The sequence below is a fragment of the Paraburkholderia sp. LEh10 genome (genome assembly GCF_017814945.1).
GTDB lineage: Bacteria > Pseudomonadota > Gammaproteobacteria > Burkholderiales > Burkholderiaceae > Paraburkholderia.
This window is the reverse complement of sequence record NZ_JAGIPX010000110.1, coordinates 1-16964: the sequence shown is the minus strand read 5'-3', so window position 1 is coordinate 16964 and position 16964 is coordinate 1. Positions and strand designations below refer to the sequence as shown.

General features: G+C 63.1%; 15 protein-coding genes and 1 pseudogene. 9 read left to right on the top strand and 7 right to left on the bottom strand.

Annotated elements, in window-relative coordinates; translation table 11 throughout:
- Positions 1-141 precede the first annotated feature (141 nt).
- Positions 142-942, top strand: a complete 801-nt coding sequence (locus J8I87_RS41190) for a fumarylacetoacetate hydrolase family protein (protein ID WP_209938242.1) — start codon at positions 142-144, stop codon at positions 940-942.
- 160 nt (positions 943-1102) lie between these two features.
- Positions 1103-2134, top strand: coding sequence for a 2-dehydropantoate 2-reductase (locus J8I87_RS41185; protein WP_209938240.1), 1032 nt, complete (start codon positions 1103-1105; stop codon positions 2132-2134).
- Between the two features lie 144 nt (positions 2135-2278).
- Here the strand turns inward: J8I87_RS41185 and J8I87_RS45395 are convergent.
- Positions 2279-2831 (bottom strand): annotated as a pseudogene (locus J8I87_RS45395) (porin); the annotation flags it as partial.
- Between the two features lie 253 nt (positions 2832-3084).
- Between J8I87_RS45395 and J8I87_RS41180 the strand changes: the two are divergent.
- Together J8I87_RS41180 and J8I87_RS41175 are read left to right on the top strand one after the other, a co-directional pair.
- Positions 3085-3873, top strand: a complete 789-nt coding sequence (locus J8I87_RS41180; RefSeq protein WP_209938239.1) for an SDR family NAD(P)-dependent oxidoreductase — start codon at positions 3085-3087, stop codon at positions 3871-3873.
- A 151-nt stretch (positions 3874-4024) separates the two neighbouring features.
- The gene (locus tag J8I87_RS41175; protein WP_209938238.1) at positions 4025-4867 is read left to right on the top strand and encodes a DUF72 domain-containing protein; all 843 of its coding nucleotides are present in this window, start codon (positions 4025-4027) and stop codon (positions 4865-4867) included.
- A gap of 1 nt (position 4868) precedes the next feature.
- Here J8I87_RS41175 and J8I87_RS41170 read toward each other — a convergent pair whose 3' ends face one another.
- From J8I87_RS41170 to J8I87_RS41155, 4 genes are all read right to left on the bottom strand, one after another.
- Positions 4869-5213, bottom strand: coding sequence for a hypothetical protein (locus J8I87_RS41170; protein ID WP_209938237.1), 345 nt, complete (start codon positions 5211-5213; stop codon positions 4869-4871).
- Positions 5214-5659: 446 nt separating this feature from the next.
- Complete coding sequence (locus tag J8I87_RS41165; protein WP_209938236.1) at positions 5660-5959, bottom strand: DUF4148 domain-containing protein; 300 nt, start codon at positions 5957-5959, stop codon at positions 5660-5662.
- Positions 5960-6181: 222 nt separating this feature from the next.
- A complete protein-coding gene (locus J8I87_RS41160; RefSeq protein ID WP_209938234.1) occupies positions 6182-7333 on the bottom strand; it encodes a porin in 1152 nt (383 codons plus the stop codon).
- A gap of 270 nt (positions 7334-7603) precedes the next feature.
- Positions 7604-8050 carry a hypothetical protein gene (locus J8I87_RS41155; RefSeq protein WP_209938232.1) on the bottom strand — a complete coding sequence of 149 codons (447 nt, stop codon included), beginning with the start codon at positions 8048-8050 and terminating at the stop codon, positions 7604-7606.
- 333 nt (positions 8051-8383) lie between these two features.
- Between J8I87_RS41155 and J8I87_RS41150 the strand changes: the two genes are divergently transcribed.
- The 4 genes from J8I87_RS41150 (at position 8384) to J8I87_RS41135 (ending at position 12361) form a co-directional block, all read left to right on the top strand.
- Positions 8384-9274 (top strand): TauD/TfdA dioxygenase family protein, encoded by an 891-nt coding sequence (locus J8I87_RS41150; RefSeq protein WP_209938244.1) that lies wholly within the window; start codon positions 8384-8386, stop codon positions 9272-9274.
- A gap of 49 nt (positions 9275-9323) precedes the next feature.
- The gene (locus J8I87_RS41145; RefSeq protein ID WP_209938230.1) at positions 9324-10373 is read left to right on the top strand and encodes an ABC transporter substrate-binding protein; all 1050 of its coding nucleotides are present in this window, start codon (positions 9324-9326) and stop codon (positions 10371-10373) included.
- A gap of 270 nt (positions 10374-10643) precedes the next feature.
- Positions 10644-11486 (top strand): ABC transporter ATP-binding protein, encoded by an 843-nt coding sequence (locus tag J8I87_RS41140; RefSeq protein ID WP_209938229.1) that lies wholly within the window; start codon positions 10644-10646, stop codon positions 11484-11486.
- A complete protein-coding gene (locus tag J8I87_RS41135; protein ID WP_209938227.1) occupies positions 11483-12361 on the top strand; it encodes an ABC transporter permease in 879 nt (292 codons plus the stop codon). The genes J8I87_RS41140 and J8I87_RS41135 overlap by 4 nt, the downstream gene beginning before the upstream one ends.
- 88 nt (positions 12362-12449) lie before the next feature.
- On the opposite strand, the gene J8I87_RS41130 is transcribed toward J8I87_RS41135, so the two are convergent.
- Positions 12450-12986, bottom strand: a complete 537-nt coding sequence (locus J8I87_RS41130) for a cupin domain-containing protein (protein WP_209938226.1) — start codon at positions 12984-12986, stop codon at positions 12450-12452.
- Positions 12987-13239: 253 nt separating this feature from the next.
- Here J8I87_RS41130 and J8I87_RS41125 point away from each other — a divergent pair, with 253 nt between their 5' ends.
- Positions 13240-16074, top strand: a complete 2835-nt coding sequence (locus tag J8I87_RS41125) for an EAL domain-containing protein (RefSeq protein WP_209938225.1) — start codon at positions 13240-13242, stop codon at positions 16072-16074.
- A 70-nt stretch (positions 16075-16144) separates the two neighbouring features.
- On the opposite strand, the gene J8I87_RS41120 is transcribed toward J8I87_RS41125, so the two are convergent.
- Complete coding sequence (locus J8I87_RS41120) at positions 16145-16723, bottom strand: peroxidase-related enzyme (RefSeq protein WP_209938243.1); 579 nt, start codon at positions 16721-16723, stop codon at positions 16145-16147.
- Between the last annotated feature and the right edge of the window lie 241 nt (positions 16724-16964).

Genomic DNA, 16964 nt, shown 5'->3' with positions numbered 1-16964 from the left:
ACGGATGAAGTGATGGCCGAACTCGGCTATTCGTCCGCGCAGATCGAAGCGCTCAGGGCGTGCGGCGCGATCTGAACATTGAAACTCATGACGCGGGCGTATTCACCGTGTCGGTCGATAAAAAATTGTGGAGACAGCGCGATGACATCGTGGATACGCTTTCGGCAGCCGCAGGGCAATATTGGTTTCGGCGTGCTCGATAACGGCAGCATTGCCGAGTTCGACGGCGAGATGTTCGGCGGTGCGATTCCCACCGACAAACATTGGGCGCTCGGCGACGTGGAGTTGCTGAGCCCCTGCCTGCCGACCAAGGTCGTGGCGCTCTGGAACAATTTCCACGCGCTGTCGCAGAAGCTCGGCAAGGCGGCGCCATCGCATCCGCTGTTTCTGATCAAGCCGCCGATGTCGGTGATCGGACCCGGCGAGCCGATTCGCCGTCCCAAAGGCTATAGCGGCAAGATCGCCTACGAGGGAGAACTCGGCATCGTGATCGGCAAGCGCTGCGCGAATGTTTCTCCCGAAGAAGCCGACGGCTACATTTTCGGCTATACCTGTATCAACGACGTGACGGCCGTCGACCTGCTGAACGAAGACCCGAATTTCGCGCAATGGTGCCGCTCGAAGGGCTTCGATACGTTCAGCTGCATCGGACCCGTGATCGAACAGGGATTCGACTGGCGCAACGCGAACGTCGTGACGCGTCTGGACGATGTCGAGCGGCAGAACTATCCGCTCTCGGACATGATCTTCACGCCGGCCGAGCAGGTCAGCATGATCTCGCACGACATGACGCTGATGCCAGGCGATGTGATCGCGTGCGGGACGTCGATCGGTGTCGGCTCGATCAAGGACGGCTCCACTGTCGTCGTATCGATCGACGGCATCGGCGCACTGCCGAATCAGCTTACGGCTTCGCGCCAGCTGGAGACGGCCGGGCAATGAACACGCACTGAATACACCGTGCATGCAAACGAGCCGGACGCGCAATCGCCAATGAGTCGCCAATGAGTCGGCAATGAATCGACGATGACGTTGTCGCGCCGCGTCCGTGGGACGCTCCGGCTCGATCTCACTGATCACTTCTTGGAATGGGAGCAGGTAGATGAAGATCTGTGTTTATGGAGCCGGCGCGATTGGCGCATACGTCGGCGCGCAATTGGCCCTCGCGGGTGCCGATGTCAGTTTCGTCGCGCGCGGCCCGCATCTGGCCGCGATGCAGCGCAACGGCGTGCGTCTGCTGATCGACGGCGGGGAGCGTGTCGTCAACGTGCGCTGTTCTTCCGACCCGCGCGAACTGGGCCCGCAGGACTATGTGATCATCGCGCTGAAGGCGCACTCGGTACCGGGCGTCGTCGATGCGATGCAGCCGCTGCTCGGGCCCGACACGGCGATCGTTACCGCCGTCAACGGCATACCGTACTGGTACTTCTACAAGCACGGCGGGGAGTTCGCGGGCACGACGCTCGAAAGCATCGACCCGGGCGGCACGCAATGGAACAAGCTCGGGCCACAGCGCGCGATCGGCTGCGTCGTTTATCCCGCTGCGGAGATCGTCGAGCCGGGTGTCATCAAGCATGTGTACGGCAAGAAGTTTCCGATCGGCGAACCCGACGGCACGCGCTCGCAGCGTGTCGAGGCGCTCTCGCAGATCATGGTTGCGGCGGGGCTCGAAGCGCCCATTCGCGACAACATCCGCGACGAAATCTGGCTGAAATTGTGGGGCAATCTGTGCTTCAACCCGATTAGCGCGCTGACTCACGCGACGCTCGATGTCATCACGAGCAACGCGGGCACACGCGCTGTCGCGAAGACGATGATGCTCGAAGCGAAGGCCGTGGCGGATCGTTTCGGCGTGCATTTCCGCGTCGATGTCGAAAGGCGTATCGATGGCGCGGGCGCCGTGGGTGCGCACAAGACGTCGATGCTGCAGGACCTCGAAGCCGGACGCCCGATGGAAATCGATCCGTTGCTGACTGTCGTTCAGGAGATGGGACGCCTCGTCGATCATCAGACGCCGACCATCGACACCGTGCTTGCGCTGATCAAGCTGCGCGAGCAGATCGCGCAGCACAAGGACGTGGCGCCTGCTGCTGGCACCACGCCGCAGGCGGCGCCGAGCGTGAAGGCGGCATAGCGGTCGAGCGCAGCGTACCGAAGTACGACTCGAATCGCGTGACGACCCAGCCATTCCGGCTCTGGCATGAGAGCGCTGCTGAAGCGAAATGCGTGCGGACATCGCGCTATTTCGACAGCGAGCGCGCCGCCGCGCGCCCGATCGGAAGATATGCATCAGGCCGACATACGCGCCCGTTTGCGATTCGCCGGGCGACGGGTTCGTGTTCGCACTTCCCGTCGCGTCGCGCGAGGTCGCGGGCAGAGAGAAGTTCGACTGGCCTATTGCGCACATATGCGAATCGTGCCGCATTCGAACGTGCCGAACGTGCGCTGGCTCAGGTTATAGGTGGAGCCGCGCAAGAACATCGCCGCATGTCCCGCGGGGTCGTGCGACGCATCGCCCGCGCCTTCGCCCCCCATGCACATGGAACGTCGCGGCCGTCACTGCGAATCGATGCGTCGCGTCCCACGTTGCGCCGAGCCAGTAGAAGTCGGCGCTATCGGCGAGACCCGTGGGCGTGTCGGGCGCCGGGAAGCGCGTATACGCGCGCTGAATCTTCACTTTTGACACGCGCACATTCGTGCCGACAAATTACTCGCGCGAGCTCGTGAACACGTTGGTCATGCGGTCATCTGCATTGCGCCGTTCGTCGTAGATGCCGCGCACGGTAGAACAGTGACGAGTGGTACGTCAGCATGATGCCGTCCGAGCGGCCGCCCGCGCGATGCCAGTCCCGTTCATGAGTTCGTGCCGGCAACTGCGGCTGCTTTGCAACGCGGCGCAAGACGACGGACCACGCGCGTTTCGCAGACCTGGAAACGACCGCGGTGTGCGCCGCACGCATCTTTCGACCCGCCGACTGCACGAATTCTTTTGCGGTTCTACACTCGCGAATACCGTTACTCAATGCGGGATCGCGCGCGACCTGGCCGCGATGTGTTTTCCCGCGCGATCTTAAAGGAACCGAGATGGACCTCAAGATTCGCAACAAGCTCGCGTTCGTGTCGGGCTCGACCAAAGGCATCGGCCACGCAATCGCCGTTGGACTCGCGCGCGAGGGCGCGCACGTGATCGTCAATGGCCGCTCGCAGCAATCGGTCGATCAGGCGATCGCGACGCTGCGCGCGCAAGTGCCCGATGCAACCGTCGATGGCTTTGCGGGCGATGTCTCGGACCCGGCGCAGGTTGCACGGCTGATCGAACGTGTGCCGCATGTCGACATTCTCGTGAACAACATGGGCATCTTCGATCCAAAGCCGTTCGAAGAGATTTCCAACGAAGAATGGACGCGCTTCTTCAACGTGAATGTGTTGTCGGGCGTGCAGCTATCGCGCGCGTATCTGCCCGGCATGAAGAAAAAGAACTGGGGGCGCGTCGTGTTCATCAGCAGCGAAAGCGGCATCCAGATTCCGACCGAGATGATTCATTACGGGATGACCAAGACCGCGCAGCTCGCATTGTCGCGCGGCCTTGCCGAAACGTGCACGGGCACGGCCGTGACGGTCAACTCAGTGTTGCCGGGGCCGACTAGTTCGGACGGCGTCGAGGAGTTCGTCGCGAAGCTCTCGGGCGGGCAGAGCTTCGAGGCGTTCGAGAAGCAGTTCTTCGAGCAAGCACGGCCCAGCTCGCTCCTCAAGCGCTTCACGACGCCTGAAGAGGTGGCGAACATGGTCGTGTATGTGTGCTCGGAATTGTCGTCGGCGACCAATGGCGCGGCGTTGCGCGCGGATGGCGGCGTCGTGCGCTCGGTGTTCTGAGCGTTCGCCGGCGGGCGCGAATCGCCTGCAATGTGCTTGACGCCCGGTCATACTTCGGGCGCCTTGCCGCCACGATGGCGCAAAGAACGGCTTCGATCGTCTATGCTGTGCTTTTGCATGGCTCACGCGCACGTGCGCAAAGGCGTCGAACATGGCCACTCGAAAGAAGACGGCAAAAGCAACGCATATTCGCGTCGGGGTTGGCGGCTGGACTTTCGAGCCGTGGCGCGGCGTGTTTTACCCGGAAGGGCTCACGCAGAAACGCGAACTCGAATACGCGAGCCGGCAACTCACGACCATCGAAATCAACGGCACGTTCTACGGCTCGCAAAAGCCCGCGAGCTTCGTCAAGTGGCGCGACGAGACACCTGACGACTTCGTGTTCGCGTTGAAGGCGCCACGCTACGCGACCCATCGTCGCGAGCTCGCGCAAGCGCGCGATTCCATCGAGCGCTTTGTCGCGAGCGGCGTGCTCGAATTGAAGAACAAGCTCGGCCCGATCAACTGGCAATTCCCGCCGACCAAACAGTTCGATGCCGACGACTTCGGCAGCTTCCTCGAACTGCTGCCCGCGCAGGCCGATGGACAGCAACTGCGCCACGCCGTCGAAGTGCGGCACGAGAGCTTCTGCAACGAAGCGTTCGTCGCGCTCGCGCGCAAGCACGATGTCGCGATCGTCGTCGCGGGCGACTCGAAGTATCCGCAGATCGCCGATCCGACCGCGTCGTTCGTCTACGCGCGCATCATGGGCACGCAAGAGGCGCATCCGCTCGGGTATGCAAAGAAGGCGCTCGATGAATGGGTCGAGCGCGCGCAAGTGTGGGCATCGGGCGGCATGCCAGAAGGCCTCGACACGTATGGCGGCCCCGCGCCGAAGAAGGAGCGCGACGTCTATCTCTATGTCATCAGCGGACACAAGGCGCACAACCCCGCAGCCGCGATGGCGCTCATCGAGCGGATAAGAAAGGCCGCCGGCGAGGCGGCGGGCGCGTAAATCAGCGTTCGGGCGCTTCGAGCGTGTAAGCCGTGTCGGCGGACGTGTCGGAGAACGGCGCGCTTGCCGTGTTCGAAACGGGTGGCTCGAATGCCGCCCATTGGGTCCATTCCGGCGTGGCGCCCGATGTCCTCAGGCGCAGCGCGCGCGACCCGTCGGCGAATACCAACGATTCGAGATCGAAGAGACTTTCGGCAGCGACGCCTCCTGACGTCACATTGCCCAATTGATGCGTGAAGTTGAGGTTTCCTTCGCGCAGCAGGTCCAGGTACGTATCGTGTTGCGCGGCGGGCGGCTTGAGCGTCCACCGGTTCAGCAGTTTTGCGGCGATTTCGGCATCGAACATCGTGACTTCTCCTCGCCTGTGCACCGCGGGCCTGACGGCTGCGGCGGGCTGGTGTCCGCTTGGGCGGACTATCCGTCAATGATTAGCGCCTTCGCATGCGCGAAGGACATCTCCATCCACCACTATAGCCAAAATCATGGTGCGATGCACAAAGCGGGACCGAGTTCGCGGTCTAAAACGTTGTTTTGACGTCTAAACAAGCGTGCCGCCGGGCGGCCGAGCGCCCGACGGCAGCGTGAACTGGCGAGTAATGACGCGTGAAAGGGGTGCAGTGCGGCACATCTTTCGAACAACGGAGTCATCGCAAGCATTTTCTGCGGCGGGCCGCTCGGGCACAGCAATGAGGGCGCGCATCGTTTCACATCACGCGGGCAGGCGCGGCGCGCGTCGTTTCACTTCATGCGCGTGCGGCGCGCGGCGCGATGCCGCCTGCGCAGAAGCGCCGATCATTGCGCCGCTGGGCGGCCCGCGCCGGCCTGCGACGATCCCGACACGCCGGCGCCATAGGCCGACTCGGCGGCGCGTCTGGCTTCGAGCCGCTCCATCGCGGCCTGTGCCTTCGCGGGATAGGTGACATCCTCGCCGACGGCCGGACTGTACCCGACCGACTGGAGATCGATCAGTTCCTGGCGCACCTGCGCGCGCGTGAGTCGGGTACTGAGTTCCTGCGCGTGTGCGAGGGCGGGCGCGGCGGCGAGCAATGCGGCGCTCAGCGTGGCGACGGCGGCGCCAACAGTGGACTTCAAGACGTTCTCCCAATGGCGATTCGAATCATGCTGGCGTACTGGATGAGCCGGCAAAAGGAGTCTACGGATCGCCCGCGCCCGGAAATACCGGGGACGCTGAAAGGAACCTTTCTATCCGGCGGAAGGATGCCAACAACCCGCGAAAAACACGTGCAAAAAAGCCCGCCGCATGAGTTGCGGCGGGCTTCAAAAACGCGAGTCCGGAAATGGAGCGGGCGCCGCTTAGAAGCGGTGACGCATGCCGATCGTCGCGACGACCTGGTTCGCCGTCGACGAAGCGCCGCCCGACGTGTTGACGAACGCGACGTAACCGTGGCCGATCGCGTGCTGATACATTGCTTCGGCGTACACGTCCGTGCGCTTCGAGAACGCGTAGATTGCCTGCGCGTTGACCTGATTGAACTTCGGATCGGAGCCGAACGTCGGCGAGCCGCTGATGTGGCCGTCCGTATACGTGTCCGTCAGGCCGAACGAGATCGCGGGCGTGAACGCATACTTGGCGTTCAGTTCGTAGTTGTCGAAGTGCATCGAGCCGCTGGTCATGCCGAACGCCTTCGAACCTTGATAGTGGCTGTTCGTGTACACGAAGCCGACCACTGCGGGGCCGAACGCGTAGTTGATGCCTGCGCCGAACACGCGCTCGACGTCGGCGCCGACCTGGAAGCCGCCAATGCCGTTCGCTGCCGATTCAGCCGTGTCGATCGCGCCGCCCGTGTTCGTCGTGCTGTTCGAGCCATTGATCTGCAGATAGCCGGCCGCGACGTTCAACGGGCCCCACTGGTAGCTCGCGCCCGCGCTGTAAGCGCGGTTCATCGCGAAGTCCGTGCTGTTCGAGAACGCGTACAACGCGCCGAACTTGAAGCCCGCGTAGTTGTTGCTCGCGTACTTCACGGCATTGCTCATCCGGATCGAGTGGTTCAGGTTGTCGTTGTCGAACGGGTGCGCAAAGCCGGTGTCGCCGAACGTGCCTGCCGTGCCCGACAGCGGCGCGACGTAGTCGACGAGCGAGTCGTACTGGCGGCCGAGCGTGAGCGTGCCGTACGTGCTGCTGCCGAGGCCCACATACGCCTGACGGCCGAACAGACGGCTGTGCTGGCCGAGCGAACCGTTCTGCACGTTGAAGCCGTTTTCGAGCACGAAGATCGCCTTGTAGCCGCCGCCCAGATCTTCGGCGCCGCGCAGACCGAAGCGGCTGCCGTTGATGGTGCCGCTCGTCGCTTGCCACAGCGCGCCGCTCGTGCCGCTCTTCTGCACGTTATTGGTGTACATGAGACCCGCGTCGATGATGCCGTACAGCGTGACCGAGCTTTGCGCGTGAGCAGGCGATGCGGCGAGGGCACCGAGCACTGCAACGGCGGCGGGGATTTTTTTCATGGTTTTGCTCCAGCTATTCCAGACAGTGAGTAAAAAAACAGCCTGGCGAGTATAGGAAACGCGGGGTTCGATTGGACGAAGTGTTGCTGGAGGAGACTCTTGCGTGGAGTCGAGGTAATGCGTCATCAAATCGAAACAATCGCTAAAGCGGTCACCGCATCACGCGGCGCGCGATCCGCCCGCTGCCCGTGAAATGCGTGAGAAAGATTAGCGGCTGTTAGATGGCCGTTTGATGGCACCCATGCACCAACTGGACGAATTACGACCGTCCTAGCCGGCGCTGCACACGATGGCCGTGAGAATGAATGGCAATACCTGTTTGACGGTCGCTTCGCTGCCCGATTGCTGCACGCGCAAGCGCACCGACTCGGACGGGCCCGACACGACGACGCCATAGATCGAATCGGCTTCCACCTTGCCGGTGCCTTGTCTGAACATTGCGTCGTCACGCTGATAACCGAGCACGGCATATACATGAAAACCGAACGCGGTGAGATCGCGTCCGTGCTTCGGACGGAATGCGTTGACGGAATTGGCTTCGACGCGCATCGGATCCGGATCGATGTATTGATCGTCGACCAGCGGTTGAATGAACGTGTGCGCGTCCGTTTTGCAAACGAGTTGCCCGTCGAGATCGAGCGCCAACGCACCCGATGAACAGAGTCCCGTTCCCACCGCTGTCAGCACGGCAATCGAATGGATGAAGTCCTTTGTCATGGCACTGGCGCGAGACCCTCGTCCGGCGAAGGCCGGTAACGGATGTTAGCCCGAACTTGTCATGCACGTCAGCGAACGTCTGTGCGCTGGTTATCCATTCTCCACCACGCGCATCCGCACCGCGAAAGGCGCGCTGTGCAAGTTGCGAGCGCGTCGCGCAAATCGCTGCGCGGCACGCGACGGCGCGGCTGTCCAGGCTAGCCAGCCGTTTATCGTCAAAGCAGATATGTGTATGGGATTTGCTTCGTTGACGGCCCGAATCACTGGCCGTAGATTCATCTTATCGTCGCAACCCTACAAAGAACATTCAGCGTGACAATCATTGCACCATCCATTCCCGGCACCGCGCCGGGCGCGCAATCCGCCGCGCGCGCGCCGCTGCGGATCGTTCCGTTCGATGCACCCGTCGGCGCGGAAGTACTCGGACTCGATCTGAACCAGCCGCTCGCCGACGACGATTTCGCGCGCATTCATCGCGCGCATCTCGACTATCACGTGCTCGTGTTCCGCGATCAGCGCATCACGCCCGAGCAACATATCGCATTCAGCCGCCGTTTCGGGCCGCTGCAGATTCACGTGCTGCACCAGTTCCAGTTGCCCGGCTATCCGGAACTGCTTATCGTCTCGAACATCCGCGAGAACGGCCAGCCGATCGGGCTCGGCGACGCCGGCCACTTCTGGCATTCGGATCTGTCGTACAAGGACAAGCCGAGTCTCGGCTCGCTGCTGCACGCGCAGGAGCTGCCGTCCGAAGGCGGCGATACGTTGTTTGCAAACATGCATCTGGCGTGGGACACGTTGCCCGCGCATTTGCAGAAGGCAGTCGAAGGACGCAAGGCGGAGCACACGTATCTCGCGAAATACGCGGAGCTGCAAAAGCGCAATCCGTGGCGGCCAGATCTGACGGCCGAGCAGATCGCGGAAGTGAAGCCCGTCGTGCATCCCATCGTGCGCACGCATCCTGAGACCGGCCGCAAGGCGCTCTTCGTGAGCGAGCATTTCACCACGCATATCGTCGGCTTGCCCGAGGACGAGAGCCGCGAATTGCTCGCAGCACTCTTTGCGCACAGCGTTCGCGACGAACATATCTACCGTCATCATTGGGCGGAGCACGACCTTGTGTTCTGGGACAACCGGTCGCTGATGCATCTCGCCGCCGGCACGCCCGATCATTTGCGCCGCAAGATGTATCGCACGACGATCGAAGGCGACGCGCCGTTCTAAGCGCGCTCCCGTATTGCGTTCATTCCCGTTATTGACATTCGGAGTTCCGATGCCGTTTCTATTTCGCCCGGCCGCGGCGCGGCCGTCTTTTGCCCGCCGGTTCGTTTCGGCGGCGCTCGTGTTGTCGCTCGGCGCGGCGCTTGGCACATCGCATGAAGCACGCGCCGAAGGCCACATCCGCGTCGCCGAACAGTTCGGCATCGTGTATCTGCTGTTGAACGTCGCACGCGACCAGCAGTTCATCGAAAAGGAAGCGCGCAAGGAAGGACTCGACGTCAAGGTCGATTGGGTGAAGCTCTCGGGTGGCTCCGCCGTCAACGATGCGCTGCTGTCAGGTTCGATCGATATTGCCGGCGCGGGCGTCGGACCGCTGCTCACCGTATGGGATCGCACGCACGGCAAGCAGAACGTGAAGGGCGTCGCATCGCTCGGCAATCTGCCGTACTACCTCGTGTCGAACAACCCGAACGTGAAGACCATTGCCGACTTCACCGACAAGGACCGCATTGCGCTGCCTGCCGTCACAGTGTCGGTGCAGTCGCGCGTATTGCAGTTCGCGGCCGCGAAACGTTGGGGCGACAAGGAGTACAACCGCCTCGACAGGCTCACGCAGGCCGTTCCGCATCCCGACGCTGCCGCGGCCATCATTGCGGGCGGCACTGAAATCACCGGGCATTTCGGCAATCCGCCGTTTCAGGAGCAGGAACTCGCTGCGAATCCAAAGGCGCATATCGTGCTGAATTCATACGACGTGCTGGGCGGGCCGAGTTCGGCCACTGTGCTCTATGCGACGGAGAAGTTCCGCAACGAGAACCCGAGGACGTATCGCGCGTTCGTCAATGGACTCGCCGATGCCGCGCGCTTCGTGACATCGAATCCGCAAGCGGCAGCCGACATCTATATCCGCGTCAATCAGGCGAAGACGGACCGCAACTTGCTGCTGTCGGTGATCCAGGACCCGCAAGTGCAATTCAAGGTCGCGCCGCAAAATACTTTCGCGCTTGCGCAGTTCATGTACCGCGTCGGCGTGATCCGCAACGAGCCGAAGTCGTGGAAAGACTACTTCTTCGATGACCCGGCGACTGCCGCGGGCAGTTGATCGCGCATTGCATGAACACCATGAAAACCCGCTGTTTCAGCGGGTTTTCTGCTTCGGGTGCGACAGACACTGCAATGCGCGAGCGGCACGAAAAGAGCGATGCAGGGTCGCCATCGCGCGATTTACGACGCTTATGCGTCATGCTGTTTTGAATATGCGCATTCATTGGTTGGTGTGCGCGCCCGCTCGCCTTATGTTGTCGTTTTGCCCATGCGGTGTCGTGATCGTGAAAGCCAATTTGCAAGCAGTACAACTTCAAGGAGCGCGCTGATGGTCGCGAATCCTTCCGTGCTTTTCCCCGAGCAGTCCGCAAACGGCGCAGCAAGTCAGGCAGTCCTGCATTCGAGCCGGCTGCTCGCCGTCGATCGCGTGAGCCTCGAATACCGCACGCGCGAGCGCGTCGTGCGGGCGACGCACGACGTCAGCTTCGACGTGTACGGTGGCGACCGCTTCGTGCTGCTGGGGCCGTCAGGATGCGGCAAGTCGACGTTGCTGAAGGCCGTCGGCGGATTCATCAAGCCTGTCTCGGGCACGATCACGCTCGACGGAGAAACGATACGCGAGCCCGGCGCGGACCGCATCGTCGTGTTCCAGGAGTTCGACCAGTTGCCGCCGTGGAAGACCGTGCTGGAGAACATCGCGTTCCCGTTGCGTGCCGCGAAGAAGCTGAGCCGCGCCGAGGCAAAGGAGCGCGCGCTGCACTATCTCGACAAGGTCGGCCTTGCATCGTTCGCCGATGCGTATCCGCATACGCTGTCGGGCGGCATGAAGCAGCGGGTCGCGATTGCGCGCGCGCTCGCAATGCAGCCTCGCGTATTGCTGATGGACGAGCCGTTCGCCGCACTCGACGCGCTGACCCGCCGCAAGATGCAGGAAGAACTGCTGCGTCTGTGGGAAGAAGTGCGTTTCACGCTGTTGTTCGTGACGCATTCGATCGAGGAAGCGCTGATCGTCGGCAGCCGCATTTTGCTGTTGTCGCCGCATCCGGGCCGCGTGCGCGCGGAGCTCAACAGCCATCAATACACACAGGACAGCCTGCGCCGCAGCGACTTTCAGCATAGCGTCGCGCGTATTCACCGCTTGCTATTCGAGGAAACGGAGTCCGTCCGATGAGCACGCCTTCCAGCCTGTTGCCACCCGTGCGCGCCGAATTCGAGCGGCCGCTCGAGCCCGTCGGCGATCTCGCCGTCGAAGCGCCGCTGCCGCTGGCGCGGCGTCTTGCGAATCAGTCCTGGCTCAGCAAGACGATCATTGCGTTCGTGCTGATCGCCGCGTGGGAAATCGCCGCGCGCGCGATCGACAACGATCTGCTGCTGCCGACTTTCGGCGCAACGTTCGCCGCATTCGTGCACGGGATCGCGTCAGGCGAGCTGCTGCAGAAGACGGCCGTGTCGATGTCGGTGCTGCTGCGCGGCTATCTGCTCGGTGTCGCGCTTGCGTTTGTGCTGACATCGCTCGCGGTATCGACGCGCATCGGCCGCGATCTGCTGTCGATGCTGACCGCGATGTTCAATCCGCTGCCGTCGATCGCGCTGCTGCCGCTCGCGCTGCTGTGGTTCGGCCTCGGCACGGGAAGCCTGCTGTTCGTGCTCGTGCATGCGGTGCTGTGGCCGCTCGCGCTCAACACGTATGCCGGTTTTCGCGCCGTGCCCGCGACGCTGCGGATGGCGGGCCGCAACTATGGGCTGACGGGCTTGCGCCATGTCGTGCTGATTCTCGTGCCCGCCGCGCTGCCGTCGATTCTTGCGGGGCTGCGCGTCGGCTGGGCATTCGCATGGCGCACGCTGATCGCAGCCGAGCTCGTGTTCGGTGCGAGCAGCGGCAATGGCGGGCTCGGCTGGTACATCTTCCAGAACCGCAATGAGCTTTACACCGACCGCGTATTCGCGGGCCTTGCCGCAGTGATCGCGATCGGCCTGCTTGTCGAGCATCTGGTGTTCGATACGCTTGAGCGCATCACCGTGCGGCGCTGGGGCCTGCAGCACTGACGGCTCTTGCGCCGCATCGGAAAAACGCGCCGCGCGCCGGGCTCTCAAGGGGCGCTCATGGGACGTTCAAGCGGAGATCGGGCGGCGTTCAAGCGGCGTTGAGCCACTTGTCCGTCAATGGACCGCGCGCGCCGAGCACCGGGTCGCTGTGCGGAAACGGCAGGGCTTCCATCGCGCGGCGCTCGTCGTCGTTCAACGCGTCGCGGCGGATGTCCCATTGCTGCCCCGGCGGATACGCGCCGATGACGCAAAGCGGCCCGCTCGACGACGCAAGGCAGTGCCCCGTGCCCGCCGGCAGCAGGATCACGTCGCCCGTTTCCATATGCACGACGCGGCCGCCCGGGCCGCCGACGATCACATCCGCCGTGCCCGCCGCAACGGCGAGCACTTCATGCGCCGACGAGTGAAAGTGGTGGTAGTCGAAAATGCTGTTGCGCCATTTCGGCGGCCAGCCGTTGCGCGTGAATATCGCTTCGAACGCATCGGCGCGGCTGCCGCCGCCGCTTTTGCTGACCAGCACGTCCCGATACAGGATGACGGGCAAGTGCCCGTTGTTCGGCACCCAGTCGCGCGGGCTCAGCCTGAACGCCTCGGCGTGCACTGTGTCCCTCGTATGTGCTTGCATGTCTGCTCCTCGAACCGGTGCCGCGCGAGCGGACCGAAAAAGACCGTCGCTTAAACGGCGCGGATGCCAGCAAACAGCAAGTGCCGTTCCGCAGCAATCCGGACAAAACCGAATCAGCCAAACGTCGAGGCAAACGTTTGCTCGTTATCTGAAGGGGTTTTTTGCAGGGCCAGATACATCAAGTTTGTTGCCCGTCGAGTCGATATAGCAGGACAAGGATGAAAACAACCAGAGACGGCGCAGGGGCTGACTTATGTGGAATGCCGATCTGTCGGCAAGCGAGACGGGAACGCAATCGATCGACGAGGCGGCACGCGCGGTGGAGGCACTCGGCGTGCCGTGGGCGTGGTATCGCGCGGGCCAGCAGCTCGAACTCGTGCGCGAAGGCGCAACGCGGTTCGAGTGGCCGCGCATGATCGTGCCCGCGATGCTGCACGACGCGTGTGTCGAGTACGGCTGGTTCGTGTGGCCCACGGGCCGCAGCGAGTTCGCGCTCGGCTGGTTGCTCGCGCCCGCGACATCCGCGTCGGACGCGCGGCTTGCCGCGCTCGCGCGCGCGATCGGCGAGCAGATGCAGGCCGATGCGCTGGTGCGCGCGCAAAACGTGCAGCGGGTGCTGTACGACATCGCGTATCTCGCCAGTTCGATCAGCGAGCGAGGTGAATTCCTGCAGGCCATCCATCAGCGTCTCGGCACGCTGATCGACGCGGAGAACTTCTATCTCGCGCTCTATGACCGAGAAACGGGCGCTGTCACGTACCCGTACTACATCGATCTGATCGACTCCGAGGCCGTCGATACGGATCACATGGACATGGTCGATCGGGAGCGCCTGTCGCTGACGGGCTATGTGCTGACCACGGGCCAGCCGCTGCTGATCGACGAGAAGGGCATTCTCGAAGCGGCCGAGCTGGGGCGCTTCCACTGCGTCGGGCATCGGCCGAAGTTCTGGATGGGCGCGCCGCTGAAGAACGCGTCGGACGAAGTGTTCGGCATGGTGACGATGCAGGTCTACGACGCATCGCGCATCTATAGCGCCGAGGACCGCGCGCTCTTTCTCGTCGTCGCGCGGCACGTGGCGATGGCGCTCGACCGCATTCTGCACCGCGTCGGCCTCGAAGCCGAGGTTGCGCGGCGCACGGCCGAGTTGTCGCGCCTGAACGATACACTGCGCGCGGAAATCGCCGAACGCGAGCGTGCGCAGCATTTGCAGGCCGCGCTGTTCGAAATCGCGGAACTGTCGAGTCAGTCGGTCGATATCGGCAAGTTCTTTCGCAGCCTGCATGAGATCGTGGGCGGCCTGCTTTACGCGAAGAATTTCTATATCGCGCTATTCGATCCCGCCACGGCGGAAGTGTCTTTTCCGTATTACATCGACGAGACGCAGAGCGACGTGCCCGCGCCGCGCCGCCGCATTCGCGGGCTGACCGAGTACGTGATCCGTCAGCGCATGCCGTGTCTGCTCGATACCGACGACGCCGTGCGCCTCGTCGAATCCGGCGAGATCAAGTTCGACAGCGAGAACATCCGCTTGCGCTCGTGGCTCGGCGTGCCGCTCTTCGACGGCGACGTGGTGCGCGGCGTGCTGGTCGTGCAGAGCTATACGTCGAGCGTGCGTTACGACAGGCGCGATCAGGAGTTGCTGACCTTCGTGTCGCGCCATATCGACACGGCGCTGTCGCGGCGGCGCGTCGCGGAAGCGCAGCATGCGGCCAATCTCGAACTCGAAGCGCGCGTGCTTGCGCGCACGCAGGAACTCGACGAGGCCAACGCGCGCCTTCTGCACGAGAACTATCATGACGCGTTGACGGGCCTGCCGAACCGCACGCATCTGTACGAGCGGCTCGAAGCGGCGTGGCATCGCTATAGCGAGCGCGGCGAGCCGCTTTCCGTGCTGTTCATCGACCTCGACCGCTTCAAGGTCGTCAACGACAGCCTCGGCCATCTGTTCGGCGATGCGCTGCTCGTCGAAGTGGCGAGGCGGCTGCGCGAAGGCCTGCGGCGCGACGATCTGCTCGCGCGGCTGGGCGGCGACGAGTTCGCCGTCGTCGTGCCCGGCGCGGGCCTGCAAACCGTGTTGTCGCTCGCGGAACGCATCCTTTCGGCGTTCGATACGCCATTCAACATCGGCGAGCATACGGTGTTCACGTCGTGCAGCGTCGGCGTGGTGAGCGCGGACAGCGCGTTTCACCTGAAGCCCGCCGACCTGCTGCGCGATGCCGATGCCGCGATGTACCGCGTGAAGAATCGGGGGCGCGACAGCTTCGCCGTGTTCAACCAGCAGATGCGGCGCGAACTGTCGGACCAGATCGAAACGGAAGGCGCGCTGCGCAACGCGCTCAAGCGCGACGACGAACTGGTGCCGTATTTTCAGCCGATCGTCGATATCGATAGCGGCGCGCTCGTTGCGCTGGAGGCGCTGATCCGCTGGCGGCAGCCCAATGGCGAGACGTGGGCGCCGGGGCGCTTTTTACCCGCTGTGGAAGGACTCAAGCTGATTGGCCGGCTCGACATGTACATGCTCACGCGCGTGGCCGAGATACTCGCGCAGCCTGAGCATCGCGACTGGCCGCCCGTGCAGGTGAATCTGTCGAGCTACAGCATCACACGGCCGGAGTTCGCGGACGATCTGCTCGAATTGCTCAAGCGCTATGGCGTGCACCCGTCGCGCATTTCGCTGGAACTGACGGAGGGCGCGCTCGTCGCCGAGCCCGATCTTGCGCGCAACACGATGCAAAGTCTCGCGGACAACGGCATGTGCGTCGTGCTCGACGATTTCGGCACGGGCTTTTCGTCGTTGAGCTATGTGCATCAGTACCGCTTTAGCGGCTTGAAGATCGACAAGTCGTTCGTGCTCGAATTGACGGGTAGCGCGCGCAGCCGCGCGATCGTGCGCGCGATCGTGCGGATGGCGGAATCGCTGGAGCTGACGGTGGTCGCCGAGGGCATCGAAGACCAGCCGACGCTCGAACTGCTGCGCACGATCGGCGCGGCGCACGGGCAGGGCTACCACCTTGCACGGCCGATGTCGCTGGAGAAGCTGATGTCGTCGCCGCTTGCGCCGCGCTCGCGGGCGCTGGAGCCGTAGCGCGCTGGTTGCGCGCGGCGCGCGTGTCATTCACGCGTCATTCATGCGTCATTCACGCGTCATTCATGCGTCATTCACGCGGAAGGCGACCCATCAGATAGAACTCGTCGTTGGGCCGCATCGAGATCACATTCGCCATCCGGTTCGACAGGCTGAAGAATGCGGTGATCGCGGCGATATCCCAGATGTCGGCATCGTTGAAACTGTGGCTGCGCAGCGTGTCGAAGTCGTCCTCGTTGACGGATGCGGAGTCGCGGCACACTTTCAGCGCGAAATCGAGCATCGCTTTCTGGCGCGGCGTGATATCGGCCTTGCGATGATTGACGGCGATCTGGTCCGCGAGCAACGGCTGCTTTTCGTAGATGCGAAGGATTGCGCCGTGCGCGACGACGCAGTAGAGGCAGTCGTTCACGGCGCTCGTCGCGACGACGATCATTTCGCGTTCGCCTTTGGTGAGGCCGCCTTCTTTGAGCATCAGGGCGTCGTGGTAGGCGAAGAACGCGCGGAACTCATCGGGCCTGTGCGCGAGGGTCAGGAATACGTTCGGAACGAAGCCGGCCTTGTTCTGCACTTCGAGAATGCGGGCGCGGATGTCGTCGGGCCATTCGCCCGGGGTGGGGATCGGGTAGCGGCTGATTGCTGTGGGCATTTGCGTCTCCTTGCTGGTTGTTGTGCTTATTTTGCCCTTGGCGGGCGTTCGCGGTGCGGTTTGTGTTTTGCCGCTGTCGCTGGCGGTTTGATTTGCCGCTGTCGCTGGCGTTTGTTTTGCCGCTATCGCTGGCATCCGCGATTGCCGTTTGTTTTTGCCGCCACCGCTGGCATCCGCGATAGCGCCTCGCGGCGCGGGCGTTGCCCCTGTGCGGGGCGGCACCTCCTTTCTTTGCCGCGGC